The organism is Deltaproteobacteria bacterium, from assembly GCA_005879535.1.
Lineage (GTDB): Bacteria > Myxococcota > Myxococcia > Myxococcales > 40CM-4-68-19 > 40CM-4-68-19.
This window is the reverse complement of the sequence record VBKI01000070.1, coordinates 105,847-130,593: the sequence shown is the minus strand read 5'-3', so window position 1 is coordinate 130,593 and position 24,747 is coordinate 105,847. Positions and strand designations below refer to the sequence as shown.

At 66.2% G+C, this 24,747-nt stretch carries 21 protein-coding genes and 1 pseudogene; 13 read left to right on the top strand and 9 right to left on the bottom strand.

The genetic code is table 11. The features are described from left to right. The first annotated feature begins 11 nt into the window (after positions 1–11). Positions 12–785 carry a hypothetical protein gene (locus E6J58_15970; protein ID TMB35685.1) on the top strand — a complete coding sequence of 258 codons (774 nt, stop codon included), beginning with the start codon at positions 12–14 and terminating at the stop codon, positions 783–785. Next, complete coding sequence (locus tag E6J58_15965) at positions 782–1,774, top strand: hypothetical protein (protein TMB35684.1); 993 nt, start codon at positions 782–784, stop codon at positions 1,772–1,774. The genes E6J58_15970 and E6J58_15965 overlap by 4 nt, the downstream gene beginning before the upstream one ends. A gap of 18 nt (positions 1,775–1,792) precedes the next feature. On the opposite strand, the gene E6J58_15960 is transcribed toward E6J58_15965, so the two are convergent. The 6 genes from E6J58_15960 to E6J58_15935 form a co-directional block, all read right to left on the bottom strand. Next, entirely contained in the window at positions 1,793–4,051 is a 2,259-nt protein-coding gene (locus tag E6J58_15960; GenBank protein TMB35750.1) for a heavy metal translocating P-type ATPase, read from the bottom strand. A gap of 53 nt (positions 4,052–4,104) precedes the next feature. Beyond that, positions 4,105–5,427, bottom strand: a complete 1,323-nt coding sequence (locus E6J58_15955) for a hypothetical protein (GenBank protein TMB35683.1) — start codon at positions 5,425–5,427, stop codon at positions 4,105–4,107. Between the two features lie 493 nt (positions 5,428–5,920). Then, positions 5,921–6,703, bottom strand: coding sequence for a prolipoprotein diacylglyceryl transferase (locus E6J58_15950; GenBank protein TMB35682.1), 783 nt, complete (start codon positions 6,701–6,703; stop codon positions 5,921–5,923). A gap of 40 nt (positions 6,704–6,743) precedes the next feature. Next, a complete protein-coding gene (locus E6J58_15945) occupies positions 6,744–9,839 on the bottom strand; it encodes an efflux RND transporter permease subunit (protein TMB35681.1) in 3,096 nt (1,031 codons plus the stop codon). Beyond that, positions 9,836–11,254, bottom strand: a complete 1,419-nt coding sequence (locus tag E6J58_15940) for an efflux RND transporter periplasmic adaptor subunit (protein ID TMB35680.1) — start codon at positions 11,252–11,254, stop codon at positions 9,836–9,838. The genes E6J58_15945 and E6J58_15940 overlap by 4 nt, the downstream gene beginning before the upstream one ends. Further along, complete coding sequence (locus tag E6J58_15935) at positions 11,238–12,515, bottom strand: TolC family protein (GenBank protein ID TMB35679.1); 1,278 nt, start codon at positions 12,513–12,515, stop codon at positions 11,238–11,240. Before E6J58_15935 ends, E6J58_15940 begins: the two co-directional genes overlap by 17 nt. Positions 12,516–13,192: 677 nt before the next feature. On the opposite strand from E6J58_15935, the gene E6J58_15930 reads away from it, so the two are divergent. After that, positions 13,193–14,791: a hypothetical protein gene (locus E6J58_15930; GenBank protein TMB35678.1), complete on the top strand. Its 1,599-nt coding sequence runs from the start codon at positions 13,193–13,195 to the stop codon at positions 14,789–14,791. Positions 14,792–14,857: 66 nt separating this feature from the next. Here E6J58_15930 and E6J58_15925 read toward each other — a convergent pair whose 3' ends face one another. Further along, the gene (locus E6J58_15925; GenBank protein ID TMB35677.1) at positions 14,858–16,582 is read right to left on the bottom strand and encodes a hypothetical protein; all 1,725 of its coding nucleotides are present in this window, start codon (positions 16,580–16,582) and stop codon (positions 14,858–14,860) included. A gap of 57 nt (positions 16,583–16,639) precedes the next feature. Here E6J58_15925 and E6J58_15920 point away from each other — a divergent pair, with 57 nt between their 5' ends. The 3 genes from E6J58_15920 (at position 16,640) to E6J58_15910 (ending at position 18,613) form a co-directional block, all read left to right on the top strand. Continuing rightward, positions 16,640–17,062 carry a DoxX family protein gene (locus E6J58_15920; protein TMB35749.1) on the top strand — a complete coding sequence of 141 codons (423 nt, stop codon included), beginning with the start codon at positions 16,640–16,642 and terminating at the stop codon, positions 17,060–17,062. 85 nt (positions 17,063–17,147) lie between these two features. Further along, a complete protein-coding gene (locus E6J58_15915) occupies positions 17,148–17,546 on the top strand; it encodes a RidA family protein (GenBank protein ID TMB35748.1) in 399 nt (132 codons plus the stop codon). Between the two features lie 23 nt (positions 17,547–17,569). Next, the gene (locus E6J58_15910; protein TMB35676.1) at positions 17,570–18,613 is read left to right on the top strand and encodes a hypothetical protein; all 1,044 of its coding nucleotides are present in this window, start codon (positions 17,570–17,572) and stop codon (positions 18,611–18,613) included. Between the two features lie 33 nt (positions 18,614–18,646). On the opposite strand, the gene E6J58_15905 is transcribed toward E6J58_15910, so the two are convergent. Beyond that, positions 18,647–19,147, bottom strand: a complete 501-nt coding sequence (locus E6J58_15905; GenBank protein TMB35675.1) for a peptidoglycan-associated lipoprotein — start codon at positions 19,145–19,147, stop codon at positions 18,647–18,649. A 173-nt stretch (positions 19,148–19,320) separates the two neighbouring features. On the opposite strand from E6J58_15905, the gene E6J58_15900 reads away from it, so the two are divergent. Continuing rightward, on the top strand, positions 19,321–19,749 hold the full coding sequence (locus E6J58_15900; GenBank protein TMB35674.1) for a DoxX family protein: 429 nt from the start codon (positions 19,321–19,323) through the stop codon (positions 19,747–19,749). A gap of 33 nt (positions 19,750–19,782) precedes the next feature. Beyond that, the gene (locus E6J58_15895) at positions 19,783–20,379 is read left to right on the top strand and encodes a class I SAM-dependent methyltransferase (GenBank protein ID TMB35673.1); all 597 of its coding nucleotides are present in this window, start codon (positions 19,783–19,785) and stop codon (positions 20,377–20,379) included. A gap of 48 nt (positions 20,380–20,427) precedes the next feature. On the opposite strand, the gene E6J58_15890 is transcribed toward E6J58_15895, so the two are convergent. Then, positions 20,428–20,628: a hypothetical protein gene (locus E6J58_15890; GenBank protein TMB35672.1), complete on the bottom strand. Its 201-nt coding sequence runs from the start codon at positions 20,626–20,628 to the stop codon at positions 20,428–20,430. A gap of 153 nt (positions 20,629–20,781) precedes the next feature. Between E6J58_15890 and E6J58_15885 the strand changes: the two genes are divergently transcribed. The 5 genes and pseudogenes from E6J58_15885 (at position 20,782) to kdpA (ending at position 24,747) form a co-directional block, all read left to right on the top strand. Then, on the top strand, positions 20,782–21,309 hold the full coding sequence (locus tag E6J58_15885; protein TMB35671.1) for a response regulator: 528 nt from the start codon (positions 20,782–20,784) through the stop codon (positions 21,307–21,309). A 106-nt stretch (positions 21,310–21,415) separates the two neighbouring features. Continuing rightward, complete coding sequence (locus tag E6J58_15880) at positions 21,416–21,748, top strand: hypothetical protein (GenBank protein ID TMB35670.1); 333 nt, start codon at positions 21,416–21,418, stop codon at positions 21,746–21,748. A gap of 40 nt (positions 21,749–21,788) precedes the next feature. After that, the gene (locus E6J58_15875) at positions 21,789–22,868 is read left to right on the top strand and encodes a porin (protein TMB35669.1); all 1,080 of its coding nucleotides are present in this window, start codon (positions 21,789–21,791) and stop codon (positions 22,866–22,868) included. A 114-nt stretch (positions 22,869–22,982) separates the two neighbouring features. After that, entirely contained in the window at positions 22,983–23,183 is a 201-nt protein-coding gene (locus tag E6J58_15870) for a potassium-transporting ATPase subunit F (GenBank protein ID TMB35668.1), read from the top strand. Beyond that, a pseudogene (gene kdpA / locus E6J58_15865) lies at positions 23,183–24,747 on the top strand (potassium-transporting ATPase subunit KdpA). The gene E6J58_15870 and the pseudogene kdpA overlap by 1 nt, the downstream one beginning before the upstream one ends.

Sequence of the window (24,747 nt, the reverse complement as noted above, 5' to 3'; positions counted from 1 at the left end):
GCCTGGCACGGTTGTCCTCCAGATCCGGCAGGACCTCGGTCGCGCTGCTGCTCCTGCTCTCGGTGGCGCTGTCGGGCTCCGCGCGGGCGTATCGGCCATTCGACGCGACCGATGCCGCGGTGGCGGAGCAGGGCGACATCGAGATGGAGGTCGGTCCGGTCGGATTCCTGAAGGAAGGTTCCGGACGATTTCTCATCGCCCCGAGCTTGATTCTGAACTGGGGTCTTGCAGCGGACTGGGAGCTCGTGCTCGAAGGCAGGCAGTTCGTGCAGCTCGGAAATTCGGCTTCCGGACGACGATGGGCCGTCGAGGATGCGGCGCTTTCGCTCAAGCACGTCCTTCGCGAGGGCGTCCTGCAGGAGAAGAGCGGCATCAGCATTGCGGCGGAGATGAGCGCGCTGCTCCCGGCAACCGACGGAGAGGGCGGTGCCGGCGCGGAGCTGGCGTTGATTGCATCCCAGCGATGGGACGCGCTGACGCTCCACCTCAACGGCGCTGCATCGTGGACGCGCACGCACACGCCCGGAATGTTTGCGAGCTTGATCGCCGAAGGCCACGATGCATGGGTCGTCCGGCCGGTCGCCGAGCTCTTCGTCGAGGCGGAGCGCAACGCACCGACCACGATCTCGGGGCTCCTCGGTGCGATCTGGCGGCTGCGGGAGAGCTTTTCCATTGACGCTGCGGTCCGGCTGGCGCGGGCGGGACCGGTGAGCACGACGGAGATCCGCGCCGGCTTCACCTGGGCGTTCGGCATCGGACTCCCCACTCTCCGGAGGAAGCAATGAACGTCACAGCGGTCCTCGTCCTTCTCGGCGCAGCAGGTATCCTCACGCCGCTCGCGCTGCCCGGCGGCGAGGGCGGCATCGGCTTCGATGACCTGCGCTTCTCCCCGGAGCTGCACAAGCTGCTCGTGCCTGCCGGAGCATCGGGTCGCCTCGACCTCGTCGATCCGAAGACGCAAGGCGTCAGCGAGATCGCCGGGTTCTCCACTTCGCCACAGCGCGAACGCGGCCATTCGCAGGGGACGACCTCTGCCGACAGCGGCGACGGGCTGATCTTCGCTTCCGACCGCACCGCAGGCACCTTGGCGATCGTCGATCCGGCGGCGAAACGGATCCTCAGCTCGGTCAAGCTCGGCGGCGCTCCCGATTACGTCCGATGGGTGGCGCCGTTGCGCGAGGTCTGGGTGAGCGAACCGGGCTCCAAGACGATCGAAGCATTCCGGCTCGACCGGAAAGGACCGCCGGCGCTCGTGCGCGCCGGGAGCATCGAGGTGGCTGACGGACCGGAGTCTCTCGAGATCGATCCCCTCCGGCGCCGCGCGTACACGAACACCTGGCACGACGCGACGCTCGCCATCGACCTCGCATCGCGGACGATCGTGGCGCGCTGGCCCAACGGTTGCGAAGGCGCACGCGGTCTCGCGCTCGACGTCCCGCACGGATACGCTTTCGTGGGCTGCAAGGAGGGAAAAGCAGTCGTTCTCGATGTCGAGCACGGCGGCACGGTCCTCGGCCACGCTCCGGCGGGGAACGGCGTGGACGTGATCGCATTCGCGGCCAGGCTCTCGCACCTCTACGTGCCCGGCGCCGGGGCGGCGACGCTGACCGTGATCGGCATCGACGGGCGCGGCCGGCCGGCGGTGCTCGGCAGCGCGGAGACCGCGCCCGACGCGCATTGCGTTGCGACGGACGATTCGGGGAGCGCTTACGTGTGCGATCCCGGCAAGGGGCGCCTGCTCGTGTTCCGCGACCCGTACCCGGCGACGCGGTGATGCTTTTACGTCCGCTACTTAGATGCGAATTCGGTGAAGGCGCAGAGCGTTGACGATCACCGAGACCGAGCTGAAGCTCATTGCTGCGCTGGCGATCATCGGGCTTAGCAGCAGGCCGAAGGCCGGGTAGAGAACGCCCGCCGCGAGCGGCACGCCGGCCACGTTGTAGGCGAACGCCCAGAACAGGTTCTGCCGGATGTTGCGCATGGTGGCGCGGCTCAGAATCCGGGCTCGAGCGATGCCGAGGAGGTCGCCCTTCACCAGCGTGATTCCGGCGCTCTCCATTGCCACGTCGGTTCCGCTGCCCATGGCGATGCCGACGTGCGCGGCTGCAAGCGCCGGCGCGTCGTTGATGCCGTCTCCGGCCATCGCGACGATGCGGCCTTCGCGCTTCAGCCGCAGCACGAGGTCTCTCTTCTGCGACGGCAGGACCTCTGCGTGAAGGTCCTCGATGCCCAGCTTCCGCGCCACGGTCTCCGCGGTCGTACGGCTGTCGCCCGTGACCAGCACGACCCGGATGCCTTCAGCTCGCAGTAGCCGAATCGCCTCTACGCTGGATGGCTTGATGGGATCTGCGACTCCAAGCAACCCCGCGAGCTGCCCATTGATGGCGACGAACAGCGTGGTCTGCCCTTCGGCGCGCAGCCTTTCCGCCCGCTCTTTCGCTCCTTCGACGGGAACATGCACGCTTTCCAGAAACCGCGGGCTTCCGACCCAGACCTGGCGGTCCTCGACGTGGCCGCTGACGCCACCGCCGGTCGTCGAGGTGAACTCGCCTGCAGGTCCCAATGACATTCCGCGCTCTCGTGCGCCCTCCACGATGGCGCGCGCGAGCGGATGCTCGCTGGCGCGCTCCAGGCTTGCTGCGAGCCGGAGCACCTCCGATTCGGCGAATGGTGCGAAAGATTGAACGGTCACGATCCGCGGCTTTCCCTCGGTGATTGTGCCTGTCTTGTCGACGAGAAGCGTGTCGACCTTCTCCATGGCCTCGAGCGCCTCGGCATTGCGGATGAGGACGCCCGCGGTCGCGCCCCGTCCCGCGCCCACCATGATGCTCATCGGGGTGGCGAGACCGAGTGCGCACGGGCAAGCGATGATCAAGACGGCCACGGCATTCACCAGCGCGTGCGCGAATCGCGGTTCCGGTCCGACCAGCATCCAGGTCGCGAAGGTCAGCCCGGCGACAGCAACGACGATGGGCACGAACCAACCCGCTACCTTGTCCGCAAGTCGCTGGATGGGCGCGCGGCTCCGCTGCGCCTCGCTGACCATGCGCACGATCTGCGCCAGCAGGGTCGACTCGCCGACGCGCTCGGTGCGCATCACCAGGCTCCCCGTCTGGTTGACCGTCGCGCCGGTGACCCTGCTGCCAGGGCCCTTTTCGACCGGGATTGCTTCCCCCGTGATCATCGACTCGTCGACGCTGCTGCGCCCCTCGATGACGAGGCCGTCGACGGGCACCTTCTCGCCCGGGCGAACCCGGAGCAGGTCGCCGGGCATCACCTCCGCGAGTGCGACGTCGTGCTCGGAGCCGTCCTTGTCGATGCGGCGAGCGACCTTTGGAGCGAGCCCCAGCAGTGCCTTGAGCGCTCCGCGCGTTCTCGCCCGCGCTCGAAGCTCGAGGACCTGGCCGAGGAGGACGAGCGAAACGATGAACGCCGCCGGCTCGAAGTAGACGGGAACCATTCCGCCGCGCCGCATTGTTTCCGGAAGAAGGCTCGGGGCGACGGTCGCGATGACACTGAATACGTACGCGATACCGGTACCGAGAGCGATCAGCGTGAACATGTTGAGACTTCGGTTCACGATCGACGCCCAGCCGCGCTCGAACAGCGGCCAGCCTGCCCAGAGGACCACGGGCGTCGTCAGCACCAGCTCGATCCACGGCAACCAATGACCAAGCGCATGTTGGACCGGCGTTCCCGGCAGGAATTCGGACATGCCGAGCAGAAACACCGGCACCGTGAAGACGAGGCTCGCCCAGAACCGCCGGCTCATGTCGTCCAGGTCGGGATTGCTCTCGTCGAGTGATACGGCGCGGGGCTCGAGCGCCATGCCGCAGATGGGGCACGATCCGGGGCCGTTGCGGACGATCTGCGGGTGCATGGGGCAAGTCCATTCGGTGCCCGGCGGCGGCGGCGATTCGGCCTTCTTCGGACGGAGGTACCTCTGCGGATCGGCCTCGAATTTTGCCTTGCATCTCCCGCTGCAGAAGCCGATCTCGCGGCCCTGGTAGATCACCTTCCCGCCCTTGGGATGATCGAGATCCACCTTCATGCCGCAGACCGGATCGATTCCGGTTCGCGACTGCGCCGCCGTCTCGTTTTTCTTCACATGCCGCTCATGTGGTGTTCGTGGCCCAACGACATCTTCGGCGGCTGTAGCCCGATGAAGACGAAGGCCCCCACGGGAGTCCGCGTCCCATACTGCGCCTCGATGGAGGCGGGCACGATCCCGATGTCCACGGATATGCCGATGACCGGCACGACGGGCCCGCCGGTGAAGCGGTGCACATATCCGAACGAGCCTTGGAACACGTCGTACTTTGCGTCCGGGTCGCCCGGCAGCACGAGGTCATGGCCGAGCTTCTGGACGTATTCGAAGCGCACGAAGGGCACGTTCTTGCCGTCGAGATCGAGATTCGCCTCGACGAGCGCGCTGTCCGATGAATGGCCCGCCTCGACGTTTCTTCCCCAGAGCGCAGTCAATGCGACGTTGCCGTCCGAGAGCATCGGCGCGCTGTAGCTTCCTGACGCGGTCACTCGATGGAGGTTCTCCTGCGGTTGCGCCGCCTCGGGGCTGTTCACGTAGCCATAGGAGACCTGGAAGCTGGTCTGTTGCGTCGGGTTCACGGATAGCCGTCCGGACCAGGAATCGAGCGCGCCGAAGTCGAAATCCCAGCGATTCTCGTCGGGCTCGCGCCCGTGAAAGATGGATCCCTCCAGCTTGACCCATCGGTTGTAGACGCCCGCAGTCAGCACGCCGAAGGAGATGTGCGTCGAGTCCTGCCAGTGGTGGCCGATCGGCGGGAACGGATTGTTCATCGCTGAAGCGCGATGCATGAACGCGGTCGGCCCCAGCGCCGGCTCTCCTGAAAGCGCGCCGTACAATTCGATGCCGAACAGGTCGGCGATGGGACGGCGGTAGATTGCGGCGACTTCCATGAAGAGGTCGTGCGGGTGCTGGCGATCGTGCAGCGGCTGACCGCCATACGTCTCGCCACTCTGGAGCAGCAGCGGAAGCTGCAGCTCGCCGCCCGCGGTGGCAGGCTCGGCCGAGAGCATGGTCCGGAAGGTGACTTGTCCTCCGAGGAGCGGGTGTGCCGCCATCCCCATGACCCAATTCGTCGAGGTGAGGCGGCGCGAACCGCGATCGCTCCATTGATCGTCGTACCCCAAGGTCGCGGCGTAGTGGAGCATCAGCATCCAGTCGCCGGCCATGAAGTGGTGCGCGAAGACGGGCGAGGAGTCCGGCATCCAGCTCGTGCCCGAGCCTTCGCGCGAGTGCGTGAACGATAACGGCTCTGCACCAGGCCCAACCGGCTCGGCGTGTTCCATGCCGGGCATGGATCCGTGCTCGTGCTCTTGCGCGTGCGCGATCCCGGGGCTGACGACCAGTGCGCTCGCTGCGAGCGCAACCGTCCAGTTGTTCAAGACGTACCTCTGCCGCGCGAGCGGCGTTTGAAGTGAAGCGAAGATCAAGACGGACCGACGCGCCGCGGTCTTACAGAAGGCGCATGACGTCCATCTAGATCCGAAGCGGCAGAGGTGGTCCCAGCGCTGGCACGGCGCCGGGAACGGTCCTGCGGCGTGGCGGAATCGAGGTGAGGTAGACGGGTACATCGGTCGGCCGGACGATCACGGCAGGAGGCGCGCTGCTGACGCGGTCCGGGCTGACGGAGTCTTCTCTGTGGATCGCCTGCGGCGGGGCAGGCGTGCAGCACGGTGCCCGGCTGAGCAGCGGAAGGTCCGGAATGTCGGCCGCTCTCGCCTTCGAACAGCAGGCATGCACCGCCGGAGCGCTGCAGCAGGCCAGTACCAAGGGCACGAAGCCCTGCGCACTCAACACCAACGAGGCGACGGTTGCGATCACCCGCACCATTGGCGGGGATTCTGTGCGGCACCGTGGCGGGATGCAACCGCGTGTTCAATGTGGCGCAGACGCGGGCAGGTGAACAATGTCTCGCCGCCCGCGAGCAAGCTTCCAGAGACCCCACATCATGAGGAGGAGAGCGCCATACTGAGCGGGCGTCAAACCGAAGTACCGCGCGTCTGAGTACGGGAGATCGCGTGCGCGCAGGAAGTCGAGAACGAACCTGGAAGATCCATACAATAGCGCGACGACAGCCAGCAGCCTCCCCTGAAGCGCTGTACGTCGGTCAAGCATGTAAACGAGGATCGTGATCCCGGTCAGGACGAGCGCATCGTAGAGTCCCATGTCGTGGCGTGCCCCTCCGGGGAAGGCCACTGCCAGAAAGAAGCTCGTCAAAACTCCCGGATGGTCGTGGACCGAGAAGCAACCGAGTCGCGCGACTGCCCACCCGGGAGGAACAGCGATAGCGAAAGCGTCCGCGTACGTCGCAAACCGGAGGCCGTGTCGCCGCAGGAACGCGATGCAGCAGATGATCCCGCCGACCACGCCGCCGGTCGAAGAGAGGCCGTCCCATACTTTCAGGATCTGCAGCGGCCCGTTCTCCCGCAATTCTTCCGGATGGTAGAGGAGCAGATGCACCAGGTGGGCTCCGACGATGCCGCCGGCAACCGCCCACGTCGCGAGCTTCTCCATCGGCTCGGTCTGGAGTCCGCGCCTGCTCGCCTCGCGTACCAGGAGCCGCGAGGCGAGCAGGATCCCCGCTGCGGAGAGGATACCGAACGGCTGCAGCGCAACCGGCCCGATTCGCAGCGGCGGAATGACGAAGTACGGAATCACGCGGTGACTGCAGGACCCAGGACGCTGGTGACAATCCAATTCATGCTGCTTCTCCTTGAATGGTCTGCGGAAGGCCCCGTCCCTTCCAGATGAGGTACAGCGCGGGGTAGACGACGAGCTCGAGGATGGCAGAGGTGACGACGCCCCCGACCATCGGCGCGGCGATGCGTTTCATCACGTCCGCGCCCGTGCCCTGCGACCAGAGGATCGGCACCAGGCCGACCAGGATGGTTGCCACCGTCATCATTTTTGGCCGGATGCGTTTGACCGCGCCCTGCACGATGGCCTCACGCGCCTCGTCGCGCGTGGATGGTTTGCGTTCCTTCCAGGCCAGGTCGAGGTACAGAAGCATCACGATGCCAGTCTCCGCATCGAGGCCGGCCAGCGCGATGAGTCCGACCCACACCGCGACGCTCATGTTGTAGCCAAGCAGCCAGAGCAGCCAGAACGCGCCGATCAGGGAGAAGGGGACGGCGAGCATCACCATTGCCGCCTCGATTGCGCTCCCCGAGTTGAAAAAGAGCAGCATGAAGATGATGAGCAGCGTAAGGGGCACTACGATTGCAAGGCGCGCCTTGGCACGCTCGAGGTAGCGGTACTGCCCCGCCCAGTCGAGACGGTAACCCGGCGGGAGCTTGACCTTGTCCGCGACCGCCTTCTTCGCGTCGTGGACGTAGTCATCGATAGGGCGGCTCGTGTCGGCGAAAACGTACCCTGCCAGCTGTCCGTTCTCGTCGCGCAGCATCGACGGACCTGTGCGCAATCTCAGATTCGCCACCTGTCCGAGGGCGATCTGCGCTCCGTCCATCGTGGCGACTCGCACGCGCCCGAGCGATTGCAGGTCGGAACGGAAGTCGCGGGCGTATCGAACCGTCACCGGATAGCGTTCGCGTCCCTCGACGGTGGTCGACACCGTCAGGCCACCGATGGCGGTCTCGACGGCATCCTCGACGTCGCCGACATTGAGGCCGAAGCGCGCCGCGCGGTCACGATCGACGTCGAAGTCGAGGAAATACCCGCCGCCGATCCGTTCCGAGAACGCGCTGCGCGTTCCGGGAACTTCGCGCAACGCCGTCTCGATCTCCTCGCCGATCCGATCGATGACCTTCGTGTCGGGGCCGAGCACCAGCACGCCGAGCGGGCTGCGCACGCCGGTCGCCAGCATCTCGGTGCGCGTCTGGATCGGCATCCACCAGACGTTGGGCATGCCCGCAAATTGCAGCGCGGCATCCAGCTTGCGCACCAGCGCGTCCAGGTCTTTCACGCCAGGCTTCAGGTTCACGACGGTCTCGAACATCGAGAGTGGGGCTGGGTCGGTAGGCGTGTCGAAACGTCCCGCTTTGCCGAATACGCTCTCGACTTCCGGGAATCGCTTGATTACCTGATCCTGCCGCTGAAGGACATCTCGCGCGGTGGCGTCGCTCATGCCGGGAACGCTGGTCGGCATGTAGAGCAGGGTGCCCTCGTTGAGCGGCGGCATGAATTCGCTGGCGAGGAACTTCACTACAGGCACCGTGAGAGCCATGAGCACGAGCGCGCCGGCGATCACCGGCCAGCGGAAGCGCAGGGCAAAGCGGCAGACGGGATCGTACAGGCGGCCGAGAAGACGGCTGACCGGATTGTGGTCCTCGTCGCGGATCTTCCCGCGGATGAAGGTGGTCGCGATGGCGGGGACCAGCGTGATCGAGAGCAACGCCGCGAACGCCATCGAGAAGGTCTTGGTCCAGGCGAGCGGCGAGAAGAGGCGGCCTTCAGTACCCTCCAGCGTGAATACGGGTAGAAATCCCACCGTGATGACGAGCAGCGAGAAGAAAATCGGCCGGCCCACCTCCTGAAGCGCGCGCAGCACCACTTCGGCGCGCTGGTCCCCGGGTTTGATCGCCTCCAGCCGCTTGTGGACATTCTCGACGACGATGATCGCCGCATCGACCATCGCGCCGATGGCGATGGCGATCCCGCCCAGGGACATGATGTTCGCGGTCAGACCCATCTGCTTCATGGGAATGAAGGCAAGCACCACCGCGATCGGCAGCAGGAGCGCCGGGACGAGCGTCGAACGGAAATGGAGCAGGAAGAGCAGGATGACCAGCGTGACGACGATCAACTCTTCAATCAGCGTGTGCTTCAGCGTGGCGATGCTCTCGCGGATGAGCCGCGACCGGTCGTAGGTCGGAACGATCTGCACCCCTTCCGGCAGGGTAGGTTTCAGCTCGGCGATGCGCGACCTGACCGCGTCGATCACGTCGAGCGCATTCGTGCCCGAGCGCGCGACGACGACTCCGCCCACCGTTTCGCCCTCACCGTCGAGGTCCGCAAGTCCCCGCCGCTGCGCCGGCCCCATGCGCACCGTGCCGACGTCGCGCAGCAGCACCGGCGTCCCCATGTGCGAGCCCAGCACGACCTTCTCCAGGTCCTTGGGCGATTTGACGTAGCCGCGGCCGCGCACGTAGTGCTCGGTTCCACTGATTTCCAGGACCCGACCACCCACGTCCGCGTTCGACATGCGGACCATGTTCACGACAGTGCCGAGCGGGATGTTGAGCGCCGCCAACCTGTCAGGGTCGAGATTGATTTGATACTCCTTCACGAACCCGCCGACGCTCGCGACCTCTGCCACGCCCGGCACCGCCTGAAGCGCGTAACGGATGTTCCAGTCCTGGATCGACTGGAGTTGCTGCAGCGTCGCGTGTCCGGTCTTGTCGACCAGCGCGTATTCGAACACCCAGCCGACGCCGGTAGCGTCCGGGCCGAGGATCGGTGTCACGCCTCGCGGCAGCTTGTTCGAAATGCTCGACAACTTCTCCAGCACGCGGCTGCGCGCCCAGTACAGATCGGTGCCGTCCTCGAAGATGACGTTCACGAACGACATGCCGAACATCGACTGCCCGCGGACTGCGGTGACGCGCGGCGAGCCGAGCAGCGACGACACCACGGGATACGTGATGTTGTCCTCGACCAGGTCGGGGGCACGGCCCATCCATTCCGAGAAGATGATCACCTGGACGTCGGAGAGGTCGGGGATCGCATCCAGCGCAGTGTGCCGCAGCGACAGCACGCCCCACGCACTCGCGAGTGCGACGAGCAACAGCGTCGCGAGGCGGTTCTTCGCGGACCAGGCGATGACCCTGGTGATCACGGATTGTTCCAGCGCGGAAGGGCACTGCGTAGCTGCGCCTCGCTCGACAAGAGAAACGTTGCCTGTGTCGCGACCTCCTCGCCCTCGCTGAGGCCAGCGAGGACCTCGTCGTAATCGCCGAGCGCGCCGACCTTGACTTCCCTGGCCTGCAGCTCTCCTTCACCGCGCTTCACGAATGCGTAGCGGTGTTCGCCGGACGCGAGAAGGGCATCGTCGGGGACTGAAAGCCGGGAGCCCAGCGGCACCTCGATTTTCACGTCGGCGAACATCCCCGGCTTGAGCGAGAGCCGCGCGTTGGGAAAGACCAGTCGCGCCCTGACCGATCGCGTTTTTTCATCGACGGTCGGATACACGAACTGGACAGTGCCTTTCAGCGAATGGCCGCCCGCGAACGGTAGCGCCAGCGTCGCGGGGAGACCCGGCTCCATATATGGAGCATCCGATTCGAACAGGTCCGCTACGACCCAGATCCGTCCCAGATTTCCGATTCGATAAAGCACGTTCCCGGCCATCGCCCTTGTTCCGGCGACGACGCTCTTCTCCAGCACGGTTCCGTCGGCGGGACTGCGGATGACGACGCGCGGCTCCGCGGTGCCTCGCTTGCGCAGCCGCGCGATTTGCGCCTCACCGAGGTTCCACAGCTTGAGACGCTCCTCGGCCGCCCGGACCAGCTGCTCGCTCCCCGGGACGCCGGGGGTACGGAGCGCGACGAGATAATCCCGCTCCGCCGAGAGCAACTCGGGGCTGTACAGGGTGAGCAGCGGGTCACCCTTCTTTACCGGCTGCCCGGTCTGGTCCACGAACAGCTGTTCGACGTACGCGTCGTACTTGAGCACCACCTCGCTGACCTGCGTCTCGTCCACCTCGACGCGGCCGGTCGCCCTCAGGGTGATGGTCAACGGTCTTCGCTCGACCCGGGCGTAGACAACGCCGATCAGCTGCTGCCGCTCAGGTGCGAGCTCGATGGTCTGCGCCCCGCCTTCGCGCGCCGGCATCGCCCCGCGCGTCTCGACCGTGTAGCCCTTGTGCGGCGGCGATACCTTCAGACGCAACTCGGTGTGAGAGTGTCCGGGAGCGTCGATTCCGAGGGTGAGTGTCCAGTCGCCCAACATCGAGAGCGGATACGTGATCCCGTACCTTCCGCCGCCCTTCGCCTTGACGTCGCCGCCGCCTTTCATCTCGGGCATGGCGCCCATCGCGGCCATGTCGTAGATGAACCCGATTTGTGCGCCGTCGATGCCCTTGCCCTGCGCATCCATCAGCTCGATCCACAGGACGTTGTCGCCGGCCACCGGCGGGTCGGGATCGAGCTGGACACGCACCAGCATGTCACCGGCGTGCAGCGCACCCGAACCGTCCTTCTTCGCGCAGGCACCGAGAAGGACCAGCGCCGCGATGCTAATGACGCTCTTCATGGCCTGCCTCCGCTGATCGCTCGAGTCCCAGATCCGCCCCGACCGCCCGCTGCAGTTCGGCGAGGCGCTGTTCGTACATCGCGAAGTGCGTCGCCAGATCTAGCTCGTGCATGCGCAGCTCGCGCGCGCTGTCGAGGACCATGACGAAGGCCGTGCGCCCCGCGGCGTAGCTCGATTGCGCGCTCTCGACCGTCTGGCGCGCGATCGGAATGAGCTGGTGGTGCAGGTCGATCTGATGCTGCTCCGCGAGCAGGTGTGCGTACGTCTCGGCGATCTCCGAGGCTACGCGGTTGCGCAGCGCATGCGTTGCCTCCTGCGCCGCGATGACCAGGGCCTGTGCGGAGGCGATGCGCGGGCGGTTCTTGCCGCCGCTGAAGATCGGGAGGTTTACTTGCACGCCCGCGAAGAGAAAATTCGACGGGCCGCCAGGGTTCCTGAATACGTGCATCTCGGCCGCGAAGACGCCCAGGTCAGGTACCGTGGAGGCCTTGGCCAGCCGCGCCTGGGCCTCGGCCGCTGCGATCTGCGCGCGGGCGGCGGCGAGCTCCGGCCGCTCGCGCAATGCGCGCTGCTGCAATTCGCTCACCTCCGGCAGTGACGTCAGCATTCCGGGCTGCGTGGTCGTTCCGGTGGGCGCGGCCAGATCGCGGTCAAGCAAGGACGCCAGCCGCGACCACGCGGATCGGCGGTGATCGACTGCGGTCTCCCGATCCGATTTGAGCTGGACGAGCGAACCTTGCGCGCGCAAGAGCTCCACCTGCTCGCCCTTGCCGGTCGAGACGCGCGCCTCCGACGACTGCAAGAGCACCTTCAGGAGGCCCTCCAGCTCGTCGTCCACTTCCAGCGTCCGCTCGGCGAGGAACAGATCGAAGTAAGCGGAGGCAACCTGCGTTTCGATCTCCCGCCGTTTGCCGGCCAGCTCGGCCTCCGCCATCGAAGCGTCGGCGCGGGCGGCATCGGTACGCGCGGCTCTTTTTCCACCGAGCGGAATCGGTTGCGTGAGCTGGACCATGACCGGGATGGAAGAGAAATCCACCGGCGCGTTCCAGAGCTGCACCATCAGCATCGGGTCATCGAGAGCCCCGGCCGGCGAAACGCTCTCTCTCGCAGCCTGCGTGCGCGCCTCTGCGGCCTTCAGATCGGGATTCTTTTCCCGTGCCTCCCGGAGCAACTCCGCCAGGCGAAGCGGGGAGGGCGCTGCGAGCGCAAATGCAAACAACACTGCGACCATTGAGTGCCTCCCGTCGGCAAGCGACGGCATGGGTGGACAGCGAACCGTGCCGCACACGAATGCGCGGCAGGGCAGCGGACAATCCAGCCCGAAGGCTCAGATGAGCAAGGCGCGGGTGATCAGAAAGACGGGTGGTCCCACGGCCCCCGCGGGCGAGACCCGCGCAACAACGGCAAACGCAATTGCCGGCGTATCCGCTGCGACCGAGACGGGAAGCGCGCAAACCATCGGCGACGCCAGCTCGTATCGCTCGGCACCGATCGTGGCGGCGAGAGGCCGAGTCATTTGCGGGTCGCAGCAGCCGTCGGTTCGTAGAACCGACTGACCAGGCAGCTCCTGCTCGGCGCAGTCGGTGATTTCGACGCCCGTATAGCGGCAGAGAAGCCGCGTCCGTCCGACGACCGGCGCGGACGCCAGGCCGAGAAGCGCGACTGCAGCAATTACGCGGCGCAGCACAGACAGAGCCTAACCGGCCAGAATCTGTTCTGCAAACACCGCACTGCCTTCTGGGGTCCGACGGGAAGCGCACTACATGGTGGAAATTCTCGAACATGCCGTGACGCAACTCGTCTTGACGGGAACGTGTGAGCGGAGCATCCGCTGTCTCGCCGGTCGGTCCCGACCGTGCTGAGGGGGCAGTCTCCGCAGTCAGCAGATGTTCGTCGGAACGGCTTTCGCCGGGCCGGCCACAACCACAGGGGGAACCAATGTTGATCTCTGGAACCGGGCGCAAGCGCGTTCTCGCGAGCATGGCTGTTGCCGTCACAGCAACGCTGGCCGGACGAGCGGTGGCGCGCGACGATCGCGGCATCAGTCAGAGCGGGGAGCAGAGGAACATGCGGCGCGTGGGTCACGTCGACCTGCAAGGCCGTCCATCCTATCAGCCGAACGTGATTCTCTATCCCGACGGCCGGACCATCGCCTTCGCGGGGACGCACTCGTCTGCCGCTCCGAAGCCGAATCCGCTGAACGGCGGAGCGCTCGAGCTGAACGGAACGATGATCATCGACGCCACCAATCCTTCGCGTCCGGTCGAGAAGTTCCACATCCCCGTACCGGCGGCCGGCGGCCAGGCGCAGATGGTGCGCTTGTGCCTGGGCAGCGACCTGCCGCGCGGCACGCCGAACCACGTCTACCTGATGCGCAACATCCAGGGGAGCTCGTTCGCAGGGTACGAGGTCTGGGACGTCACCAACGTGACCAGCCCGTTCCTCGCTAGCGCGCTGCGCGGAATCCGCAACACGCACAAGGTCTGGTGGGAATGCAAGAGCGGTATCGCGTACTTGCCGGGCAGCAAGGACGTCGCTGCAACCACCGGGATGAGGTGGCGGCAGGGGCAGTCGATGGTGATCGCGGACTGGAGCAATCCGAACGCAACACCCACCATCATCCGTACCTTCGGCTTGCCGGGCTCGCAGCCGAACGGAACGGGTCCGGTGCCGCCCTCGCTGCACGGCGCGATCTCGGCGTTCGAACATCCGCAGGCTGCCGCCTTTTTGGCGCGCGCTCCGGACGTGATCGGCAACCGTGTCTACGCCGCGTGGGGAGTGGGGGACGACGGCGTCATGCAGATCCTGGACCGCGCGAAGTTGCTCACGCCCGCCGCGAACACCGACGACAAGCTGACGAACGCCGACCTCGAGGCGCCGCAGGTCGGCATCCTCTACATGTCGCCGGATCAGGGCGGCCACACCAGCATGCCGGTGTTCGGGCTCCAGCCGGCGAGCTATGCCAACTTCACCGAGTTCAAGACGCGCGACGTCGTGCTGCTCGCCTCCGAAGCCACCGCCGATCTGTGCCAGGAAGCGCCGCACTGGAGCTTCGTCGTCGACGTGACCGTGGAAAACTCGAAAACTGCTCCCCCGGGCACGCGCGTCGAGCAGAACCCGTGGCAGGGCCCGATGGTGCTCTCGACCATGTGGGTGGATCCGCGCGCAGGCGAGAGGTATCCCCGCGGGAACTACTGCAAGCGAGGCGCGCGCTTCGGCGTGCACTCCAGCGAGGAGAACTTCAGGAACCCGTTCTACGGCCGGGTGACGTTCCTCGCGTACTTCACCGGTGGAATCCGCGCATGGGACATCCGCGAGCCGCAGGGGCCGGTCGAAGTTGGCTTCTACGTCCCGGTCTCGAATGCCAATACCGTTCAACCCGACGGCTACATGACGAACAACGTCGAGGTCGACAATCGCGGCTTCATCTACGCCACGGACCGCAACGGTTCCGGTCTCGACATCCTGCAGCTGACCGGAAAGGCGAACTGCATCGGGCGCGGAACGGCCTGCCACGACGACGACGACGACGATTGACCGGACCTGATCCCGGTCCTTGCAGCGAAAAGGCGGCCGCCGGGCCGCCTTTTCCCTTTCGCGCCTCTAGCGCGGCGTCAGCAGGACCGCCTGGAACGCGCCGCCATTGTGATTTGCGGTGACGGCGATCTGCCCGCGGTCGTTGATCGCGCGCGCCGCACCGATGAACCAGGACGGGTCGCTGATCGCGTCGTTCAGGTCGATGAAGGCGCCATCGTGCCAAAGAACGCCGTGATTGACCTTCTGGTCGGGGGTGCAGTAACCCACCGCGTCGCCGCTGTTGTTGACGGCGAACAGTCCGCAGTTCGCGCTCGGTGAGACGTCGCGCATCGGGCCGTCCGGCAGATCGTAGACGAAGGCGTGGATGTCCTTTCCCGTCGCGGTCATGGCACTGCCGACGACCCGCCCCCGATCGTTGATGGCGGACGCCGTCGACCATCGGTTGCCGAGCGTGCCGAGGTCCTTCACGGTGCCATTCTGGAAGACCGCGGCATGCGTGTTGAACGGGTCGCTCGCCACGCTGCTCGCGCCGGCGACGACGCCGTCGATGTTGATGGCGTACGCGTAGCTCCAGTTGTCGTTTGCAGAGCCGAGATCGTGGAGAGTGGATCCGTCCCAGAGGACCGCGCGCTGGAAGTTCTTCGGGCCCAGCGACCAGCCCGCGATGGAGCCACGCTGGTTGATGGCCGTGGCCGCCGTCTGCGGGCCGTTCGTCCCGGCTAGAAGGGCACCAATGTCCGTCTGATTGCCGTCGCGCCAGAGGAACCCATGCTGATGGGTTCCGGGCCGGGCGTTGGTTGCGAGAGCGACTGCCAGGGAATCGTTGACGCCGTTCGCCATCTGGCTGCTGCTTCCGTCGTTGCCTCCGATGCGGCGAGTCGCGCCCGTGCCCACGTCATAGAAGAAGGCGTGCGCGTCGACGATGCTGCCGTTCGTGATCCAGTAGCTCCCAACGAGGTCGCCACGGCTGTCGATCCCGCTGGGCATGAGGGACGAGTTTCCCTCGACGCCGGGGATTTCCGTGATCGTGTACGCGAGCTTCTGCGGCGGCGGCGCGACGGGCTGGAAGCGCACCGCGACCACTTGCTCGCGATCCATCGTCACCGTGCAGCCGGCCGTTCCGGTGCAGGCGCCGCCCCATCCGCCGAACTGCGAGCCGGCGGCGGCCGCAGGAGTGAGAGCCACGCCGGTGCCATTGTCGAACGTCGCCGAACAAGTGCCGCCACAATCGATACCCTTCGGCTGCGACGAGACGGTCCCGCTGCCTGTGCCGGTGAGAATGACGGTCACGGCGTGCTGGGTGGGCGGGATGGCTACGAACGTTGCCCAGACCTGGGTTTCGGCCTTCATCGTCACCGTGCACCCGCCGGGTCCGCTGCAGGCGCCGCCCCACCCGTCGAATCGGAAGCCGCTCGCGGGAGCCGCGGTGAGGGAGACGGACGTGCCTTCGTCGAACGAGGCCGCGCAGACCTGGCCGCAGTCGATGCCCGCTGGGATGGACTGGATAGCGCCCTGGCCGTTCACGCCGATGCGCAGTCCAAATTGCTGGATGGGCCGTCCGCCGTCGATTCCTCCGTCCGTGTCCGGGCCGGCATCGATCGAAGGGCCGCCGGTCGAACCGGTGCCGGAGGCGACCGGTCCGCAAGCGACCAGGAGAGCGCAAAGCAGCATGACAGCGCGCATGGGTCCTCCCGAGGCGTCGCAATGTCCGCATGGCCACCAGCGATGAAAAGCCTGTCGGAGAGCTGAAATGCGCCGCTGAAGGAACCTTTTGCGAAGCAATACGCTCATGACGACCAAACAGCTCGCGCGCGCGAGCGACTGGAAAGGATTGCATCAATGGCGGTGATGGATTCAGCAGGCGGGACGGCAGACGACACCATCCGGCGGACGCTGAAGCTGGTGTTTGGGCTCGTCCCGATCGTCGCGGGTCTCGACAAATTCACGGATCTGCTCGTTCAGTGGGACAAATACCTCGCTCCTCCGATTGCGCATCTGCTCCCGATGACGCCCCGGTTCTTCATGCACCTCGTGGGAATCATCGAGATCGTGGCCGGCGTCGGCGTGTTGCTGACCCCCTGGACGCGGTTGTTCGCCTGGATTGTGGCTCTGTGGTTGCTGGGGATCGCCCTCAACCTCGTCATCGGCGGGTACTACGACATCGCCGTCCGGGACATCGTGATGGCGATTTCGGCGTTCTGCCTGGCTCGGCTGTCGGCATCCGGTGTCACGCGACAAACTTTCGTCGCGCCCGGTACGGCAGCCCCCTGATTCGGAATTCGCGAATGTGCGATGTTGCGCGGCCACAAGGGGTGTGGCCGTGAAGAATCCGCTCGGATTGCTGGGTTCGTTGGCACTGCTCGTCTCGTCACCCGCAGCGAAACAACCCGTCGCCACGAAGGATGCTCCACCTGCCGCGGGTCCGTACTCGCAGGCGATCAAGGCGGGCGGCTTCGTCTTCGCCGCCGGCCAGGTCGCGCGCGACCCCGCGACGAACAAGGTCATCGAAGGCGACATCAAGGCGCAGACGGAGCGGGTGCTGAAGAACCTCGCAGCGGTGCTCACCGCCGCGGGCACCAGCCTGGATCGCTCGGTGAAGACGACCGTGTTTCTCCGCAACATCGGCGACTTCCAGGCGATGAACGAGGTGTACGCGAAGTTCTTCACCGGCGCTCCGCCGGCGCGATCGACCGTGCAGGCAGTGCTCCCCAATGAGGCCGCTTTGGTGGAGATCGACGTCGTCGCCTTGGAGTAGAAGTCCGACCAGGAGGCGGCGACATGGAGCTGGCGTCGATCACCGAGCGCACCTTTCTCATCGATCCCGCAGGCAACCGCACCGAACAAGAGATCGAGCAGCGCATCGATCCGCTCACCGGCACCGTCGCCTCCGTGAACCTCGCGCTCGGCGAGAAGGCCAAGGCCTTCCTCGGGACCGCGGACGTGGAAATGTTGCGCGACTTCGAGACCCGATCGAAGGCCGGGTGCCCGTTCTGCAGCGCGAAAGAGAAGGGGACGCGCTTCTTGCCCGATCTGGTCGAGGAGGGACAGCTCTCCGTCGGCAAAGCGCTCGCGCTGCCGAACCTGTTCTCGAAATGCCGCTACGACTCGGTGGTGATCGTCGATCCGTCGCGGCACGTGCTCTTTCCTTCCCAGCTCTCCAGGGAGGCATTGGGCGATGCCATCCGCACCTGCGCTGACCTGGCCCGGCGCACGCGAGCGCAGGACGCTTCCCTCGTCCATCACCTCGCCGGCATGAACTTCCTCCAGCCGGGCGGCTCGAGCGTCCCTCACCCGCATCTCCAGATGCACGTGAGAACGGTCCCGTTTTCCGGCGTGGCGCGCGTCGTCCAGCGCAGCGCCGAATACTCCCGTGTCCAGGGCCGCAACTTCTGGGTGGAGTTGCTCGAGCAGGAGCGCAGGGACGGCGCGCGGTACATCGGGTCGACGGATCCGGTTGAATGGATCGCCGCGTTCGCCCCGGCGCACCAGAAGGAGATCTGGGGCGTGCTTCCCGGCGTCGGAAGCCTCATCGAGCTGGACGATCGCGCCGCCGCCTCCTTCGCCGAAGGGCTCTCACGGATCCTTTCCTTCTACGAGAAGTCGGGCGTGCACCCGTTCACGTTCGCGCTCTTCTCCAGCCCCGATGCCGGCAGCGGCCAGTTCTATTCGCTCCATCTCCGGATCTGCGCCCGGCCTCCGTTCAAGAGCCTGTACTCGAACTACGACTCCTGGTTCGGCCCCAAGCTCGTCGGCGACGAGGCGCACACCGAGCCGCCCGAACGGTACGCGGAACAGCTCCGCTCCGCGTGGTCCGGCCGCTGATCGGCGAAGCGAACCGAGCCTACCGCGCTTCCGTCATTGGCCTTCCGGCAGCAAGTCGTCGCGCCGGTTTTCGTGCCAGGCGGCCTCGTCCTCGCCCCTCGCGCGCGGCTTCTCCTTCCCGTTGCTGATGGTCGTCATGCGCGATCCCGGAAACCCGAGGTCCGCCAGGTATCGCTTCGCCGCGTCGGCCCGGCGCTGCCCGAGCGCCAGGTTGTACTCGGCGGTGCCGCGCTCGTCACAGTTTCCTTCGATCCGGACGCGGAGGTCGGAACGGTTCTGGACGGCGGCGAAGAACGACTGCAGCTTCGATCGCGAGTCGTCGGAGAGCGTCGAGCTGTCGTAGTCGAAGTAGATGCTGGCGGCCGCGACCGTCTGGCGCACCTCGGGAGGCGGCGTTTCGCGCGGCGGAGGCGCGGGAGCCGGAGGCGGAGCGGGCTGCGCTATGGGCTGGGGTTGCGGCGTGGGCTGCGGACCACTGGGGCAGCCGATCAGCAGGCAGGCAAGGACACCGGCGGCCTTCGGAAACGAACGCATGGGACCTCCTCGGCGGTTCAATGGATGCGCCCGCCGGGCCTTCAAACCCCCCTCTTTCGCGCTCGCCGGGCGCGAGCGCAAGAGGGAGCCGACGATTTGCGACCGGGACGGTTCTCGGGCATCGATAGCCGGGATGCGGATCCCCGGGAGGGATCCCTTGCGACGGAGAATTCATGACTGAAGTTTCGAGCGTATCGCCCCCCGTCCATGCGGACCAACGCCGTTCCTGGCTTTGGGCCGGGCGGATTGCGTCGGCGCTGCCGGTCCTCGGAATGCTGTTCAGCGGCGTCGTCAAGCTGACCGGAAACCTGAACGTGATCGAGGTGTTCACGGGCAAATTTGGATACCCGCAGCAGACCCTGGTTCCCATCGGCATCGTGGAGATCGCCTGCGTGGTCGTGTATGCCATCCCCCGAACCGCAGTCCTCGGCGCGATCCTCACGACGGCGTATCTCGGCGGCGCGGTGGCGACGCATATCCGCGCCCAGGACCCGTTCATTCCCCCCATCCTGTTCGGGATCCTCGTCTGGATCGGACTGTACTTGCGGGACGATCGGATCCGGAGGCTGCTGCCTTTGCGGCGCAACGCCTTGCAGGGGTAGGGTGGGTGCGTCTCCTCGTTCGAGGAGTGCGCGATGAACAACCTTGAGCGGGCCGTCGAATTCTATGCGCGCACGTCAGGGAGGTACGCGCGCCGCCGGCCCCATGGCATTCGCGAGCCGGTCCTGGCGTGGCAGCGCAAGGGGATCGTCGAGCTTGCGGCGCCTCGCACCACCGACTCCGTGCTCGACGTCGGCTGCGGAGCGGGCCAGATCGCCGCACTGTTGCGGCCGATGGTCGCCTCGATCTGCGGCGTGGACGCCTCGAAGGAGATGGTCGCGCTCGCGCGGCGGTGGCTCGACGAGGAGGCGCACGCCTCGCTGGAGACTCTCCACCTGGGGCGGAGATTCGATCTGATCGTCTGCTGCGGGGTATTCGATTTCGTCGAAGACCCCGCCGCCGGTCTCGACGCCATCCGCCGCCACCTCGCGCCGGGCGGCCGCGCCGTGGTCTCCGCCGCCGCGGTTTCGCTGGTGGGAATCGGATACGCGCTCGTCCGCCGCTTGCAAGGAGTGCGCGTGCGCCTCTTCACCTCGCGCCGCCTGCGCGCTCTCGCCGCGGGCTGTGGCCTGCGCTGCACCGCTGTTCGCAGGCTGCCGGGAGGAAGCGTCGCAGTCCTGCTGCAGCCTTGACTGCTCGCGCCCCGGGCCGGACTGCTGCCCGGAGCGCGACCGCCCGAATCAGGGCGCAATCACGCCCATCGGGTCCACGTACAAGATCGTGACCTGCGCCCGGGACGTGCCCGAGTCGCTGTCGGTGATCGAACCCTCTCCCGCCCAGGACCCGACGCGGGAATCCTGACCCTGCTTCTTCACCGACGCGCCCGCGCACGCGAACGCGAACGCGGTCAGCGCCAGCGCTACCAAGATCATGTTCTTCATTGTGAGCTCCCGTGACCGGAAGGGACCGGTCTCTGCAAGTGGGTGCCGCGCGCACCGGAAGCGTTACGCACGAAACCGACGTGTACGACGCCGCCCACCTTTCTCGATGCGGGCGCCGTTGTGGAGCCTCGGGGTGTCCGGTACCTCTGATAGATGGCGGTGGACCTGCTGCCGGCGCGCACCATCCTCGTCGTCGACGACGAGCTTCCCGTGCGCCTGGCGCTCACGCGCGTGCTGGGCGAGGCCGGTTACAGCGTCCTCGGCACGGACAGCGGCCGCGAGGCGCTGGAGCTGTTCGAGAAACATCCGATCGATCTGGTGATCAGCGACCACCACATGCCGGAGATGTCCGGGATCGATCTGCTGAAGCTGGTGCGCGTCCGCCATCCGCACGTGGTCCGGATCATCGTGACCGGCGACAAGGATCCCGAGCTCACCCTCCGTTCCATCAACGAGGGCGAGGTCTATCGCTTCATCCGCAAGCCCTGGGACAACACGGACCTGCGCACGATGATGCACTTCGCCTTCGAGACGGTCCGCCTGGAGCGGGAGAAGAGGAAGCTGCTCGCGCAAGTCCGCGACGAGCGTCTCGCCGTCCTCTCCAGAGGATCGCCGGACGATCCCGCCGGGCTGGAGCGGGAAGTGATGCTCCTCGCCGAGGAGGAGCTGCGCGGCCGCTGAACGTCGCCTGCCCGCGCAGGGCCGCGGCGCTACGCACACCCGCGCTCCTTGCAGACCTTCACCGCGGTCGCCCTAGGCTCGCGCGCATGTTCAACGAGATCAAAGCGTGGGTGCCGGGCCTGACCTTCTACGTCCTCGGCGCCATCGCGCCGGCGCTGATGATCGTGCTCATGACGCACTGATCTTCGCGCGCAGCCGCAGCGCGGATTCATGGCCCGGCAACGTGCGCGAGCTGGAGAACGCGATCGAGGGCATCGTCGCGCTCTCCACCGACGGCGAATTGGACCTCTCGCTGCTTCCGCATCACGTCTCCGTGGGCAGCCCGCCGGTGGAAACCGCGACCGGAGCGGGCCTGAAGGAGCGCGCGCATTCCAAGCTGCAGAAGTATGGGTTGGCGCGTCCCGACGAAGGCGACGACCAGCTGACTCCAGAAGGTTGATTGGCAGGAAATTGGCACGCCCAATGCTTCCGGGCGCGACATGTCCACGCTGCTGGTCGGGATCATGCTGCTCGCCCAGGCGGGTGCCGGTACGCCGGAAACGCCGCCCATCCAGCTGCACGGCTTCATCGATGCGTTCTATGCGCTGAATACGAATCGGCCCTTCGACGGCGCCAGCTTCCTTCAAGGGACGGGAACGACCGCGCGTCGCGCCAATGAGATGAGCCTGAATGCTGCCGCGCTCGACGTCGTGGTCGACCCTGCGCCCGTGGGCCTCCACCTTACGCTCGCATTCGGCACCGGAACCGAAGTGCTGCACGCGGGTGAAATGTCGGGTTCCGGGATCGGGCCGGCCGTCTGGCGTTCCGTGTACCAGGCCAGCCTCAGCTACGTCGTTCCGATCGGATCCGGACTCCTGCTGGAGGCGGGCATCTATCCGTCGCACATCGGCTTCGAGACTTTCTTCTCCAAGGACAACTGGAACTATACCCGCGGTTGGATGGGAGAGTTCTCACCGTACTACCAGGCGGGAGTGAAAGCGGCATACACCATCGACGCGCATTGGTCCGCACAGCTCCATTTCCTCAACGGTTGGCAAACGATCGGCGACAACAACCGCGCAAAGGCGGTCGGGACGCAGGTCGCCTGGACGGGCGAACGCGGCTCCGTCAGCTTCAACACCTTTGCCGGACCGGAATTGCCCGGGGACGACTCGCATTGGCGGCTGTTCGGTGATCTCACGGCGCAGTTCAAGGCCACGAACAGGTTGACGCTGGGGGCGACCGCCGATCTGGGATGGCAGGATCGGCCGCAGGGCGCCGCGCTCTGGCATGCGGCAGCATTGTTTGCCCGGATCACTTTGTCCGAGCTCGCCGCGATCGCGGCCCGCGCCGAGTACTACGACGATCGGGATGGCTTCTTCTCGGGCGCGCCGCAAGTGCTGCGCGAGGGCACCCTGACGCTCGAGCTGCATCCGGCGAAGCAGCTCATCGTGAAGCTGGAAGCCCGTCACGACATCGCCGGCGCCGCACTGTTCACGTCGCAGCGCGACGCATCGGGAAAGGCGATCCTCTCGACGACCCAGACGCTCGCGCTCGCCAGCGCCGTGGCCGCGTTCTAGGGACCGGTTGCAGATTGCAAGGGCAGGGCTGGAATCGCTGCGCAGTTTGCAACCGCATTCTCTGCCAGTCCTCGAATCGGCGGCCCATTTCAACGCACGGAAACGGCACGGCGCATGCTTGACGGTGCGGCCGGAGACATTCATGGCCGACTTCCTGCTCGTCCTGGCAACTGCCGCGTTCTTCGCCCTCTCCTGGGGCTACGTGCGCCTCTGCGAGAAGCTCTGATGAGCCTCGAATACGGAATCGGACTCGCTCTCTCCGTGCTTCTGCTCGTCTACCTCTCGTGGGCGCTGGTCAAACCGGAGCACTTCTGATGACGGCCATCGGCTGGGTGCAAATCATCTTGTTCTTCGCCGTCGTGCTGGCGCTGACGAAGCCGCTCGGCGCGTACATGTTCTGCGTCTTCGAAGCCGAGCGACAGCCGCTGCCCCGTTCGTTCGGACGACTCGAACGACTCACGTATCGCCTCTGCGGAGTGGATCTGGCGCACGGGCAGACCTGGCCCGTGTATGCGTTCTCCTTGCTCGCATTCAGCTTCTTCGGCGTGCTGGTGACCTACGGCATCGAGCGTCTGCAGCACCTGCTGCCCCTGAATCCGCAGCACCTAGCCGCAGTGGAGCCGGCGCTCGCGTTCAACACCGCCGCGAGCTTCACGACCAACACCAACTGGCAGGCGTATGTGCCGGAGACCACCGTCAGCTACCTCACGCAGATGGCCGGGCTGGCGTGGCACAACTTCACCTCCGCCGCCGCGGGAATCGCCGTGGCCCTTGCCATCGCGCGAGGCCTGACGCGCAAAGCGGGGTCTCTTGGCGGCAAGACGATCGGCAACTTTTGGATCGACCTGGTGCGCTCCACGATCTACGTGCTCTTGCCCATCTCGTTCTTCTACGCGCTCTTCCTCGTCTCGCAGGGAGTGCTGCAGAACCTGCTCCCGTACCGCGAGCTGACGACGCTGGAAGGCGCGAAACAGGTCCTCGCCATGGGCCCGGTCGCCTCGCAGGAGGCGATCAAGATGCTGGGCACGAACGGCGGCGGCTTCTTCAACGCGAACAGCGCCCATCCGTTCGAGAACCCGACACCCCTGTCGAACTTCGTGCAGATGGTCTCCATCTTCGCCCTTCCCTCAGCGCTGACCTACACGTACGGCCGCATGGCCCGCGACCAGCGTCAGGGCTGGGCACTGTGGGCCGCGATGGCGGTGCTTTGCATCGCCGGCGTCGTCACCGTCTATTGGGCCGAGGCGCACGACAATCCCGCTCTGCGGGGCCTTGCGCAGCCGCTTCGGTCTTTCCGCCTCGGCGCTCTTCGCCACGGTCACGACCGACGCTTCCTGCGGCGCGGTGAACTCGATGCACGACAGCTTCACGCCGCTGGGCGGTCTGGTGTCGCTGATGAACATCCAGCTCGGGGAGGTCATCTTCGGCGGCGTCGGCGCCGGGATGTACGGGATGCTGATCTTCGTGGTCCTCACCGTCTTCATCGCCGGCCTGATGGTCGGCCGCACGCCCGAGTACCTGGGCAAGAAGATCGAGGCGCGCGAGATGAAGCTGGCGATGCTCTATGCGCTCATCTTCCCGCTGCTCATCCTCGGCTTTGCGGCCTGGGCGGTGGTCGTGCCCTACGGGATCTCTTCGCTGAACAACGCCGGCCCGCACGGCCTCTCCGAGATCCTCTACGCATTCTCGAGCGGCGCGGGAAACAACGGGTCGGCGTTCGCCGGTCTGAACGCGAACACGCCATTCTTCAACCTGGCCCTCGCGGCCGACATGCTCATGGGCCGCTTCCTGATGATCATTCCGGCGTTGGCCATCGCCGGATCGATGGTGGACAAGAAGGTGACTCCCGCCGGACCGGGCACCTTCCCGACCAATGGCT

Coding starts and splice junctions, on each gene's coding strand:
- E6J58_15965 (TMB35684.1), top strand. CDS start 782: ATGAACGTCACAGCGGTCCTCGTCCTTCTCGGCGCAGCAGGTATCCTC.
- E6J58_15960 (TMB35750.1), bottom strand. CDS start 4,051: ATGAAGGTGGATCTCGATCATCCCAAGGGCGGGAAGGTGATCTACCAG.
- E6J58_15940 (TMB35680.1), bottom strand. CDS start 11,254: ATGAAGAGCGTCATTAGCATCGCGGCGCTGGTCCTTCTCGGTGCCTGC.
- E6J58_15935 (TMB35679.1), bottom strand. CDS start 12,515: ATGCCGTCGCTTGCCGACGGGAGGCACTCAATGGTCGCAGTGTTGTTT.
- E6J58_15930 (TMB35678.1), top strand. CDS start 13,193: ATGTTGATCTCTGGAACCGGGCGCAAGCGCGTTCTCGCGAGCATGGCT.
- E6J58_15925 (TMB35677.1), bottom strand. CDS start 16,582: ATGAGCGTATTGCTTCGCAAAAGGTTCCTTCAGCGGCGCATTTCAGCT.
- E6J58_15920 (TMB35749.1), top strand. CDS start 16,640: ATGGATTCAGCAGGCGGGACGGCAGACGACACCATCCGGCGGACGCTG.
- E6J58_15910 (TMB35676.1), top strand. CDS start 17,570: ATGGAGCTGGCGTCGATCACCGAGCGCACCTTTCTCATCGATCCCGCA.
- E6J58_15905 (TMB35675.1), bottom strand. CDS start 19,147: ATGCGTTCGTTTCCGAAGGCCGCCGGTGTCCTTGCCTGCCTGCTGATC.
- E6J58_15900 (TMB35674.1), top strand. CDS start 19,321: ATGACTGAAGTTTCGAGCGTATCGCCCCCCGTCCATGCGGACCAACGC.
- E6J58_15895 (TMB35673.1), top strand. CDS start 19,783: ATGAACAACCTTGAGCGGGCCGTCGAATTCTATGCGCGCACGTCAGGG.
- E6J58_15890 (TMB35672.1), bottom strand. CDS start 20,628: ATGAAGAACATGATCTTGGTAGCGCTGGCGCTGACCGCGTTCGCGTTC.
- E6J58_15885 (TMB35671.1), top strand. CDS start 20,782: ATGGCGGTGGACCTGCTGCCGGCGCGCACCATCCTCGTCGTCGACGAC.
- E6J58_15875 (TMB35669.1), top strand. CDS start 21,789: ATGTCCACGCTGCTGGTCGGGATCATGCTGCTCGCCCAGGCGGGTGCC.
- E6J58_15870 (TMB35668.1), top strand. CDS start 22,983: ATGCTTGACGGTGCGGCCGGAGACATTCATGGCCGACTTCCTGCTCGT.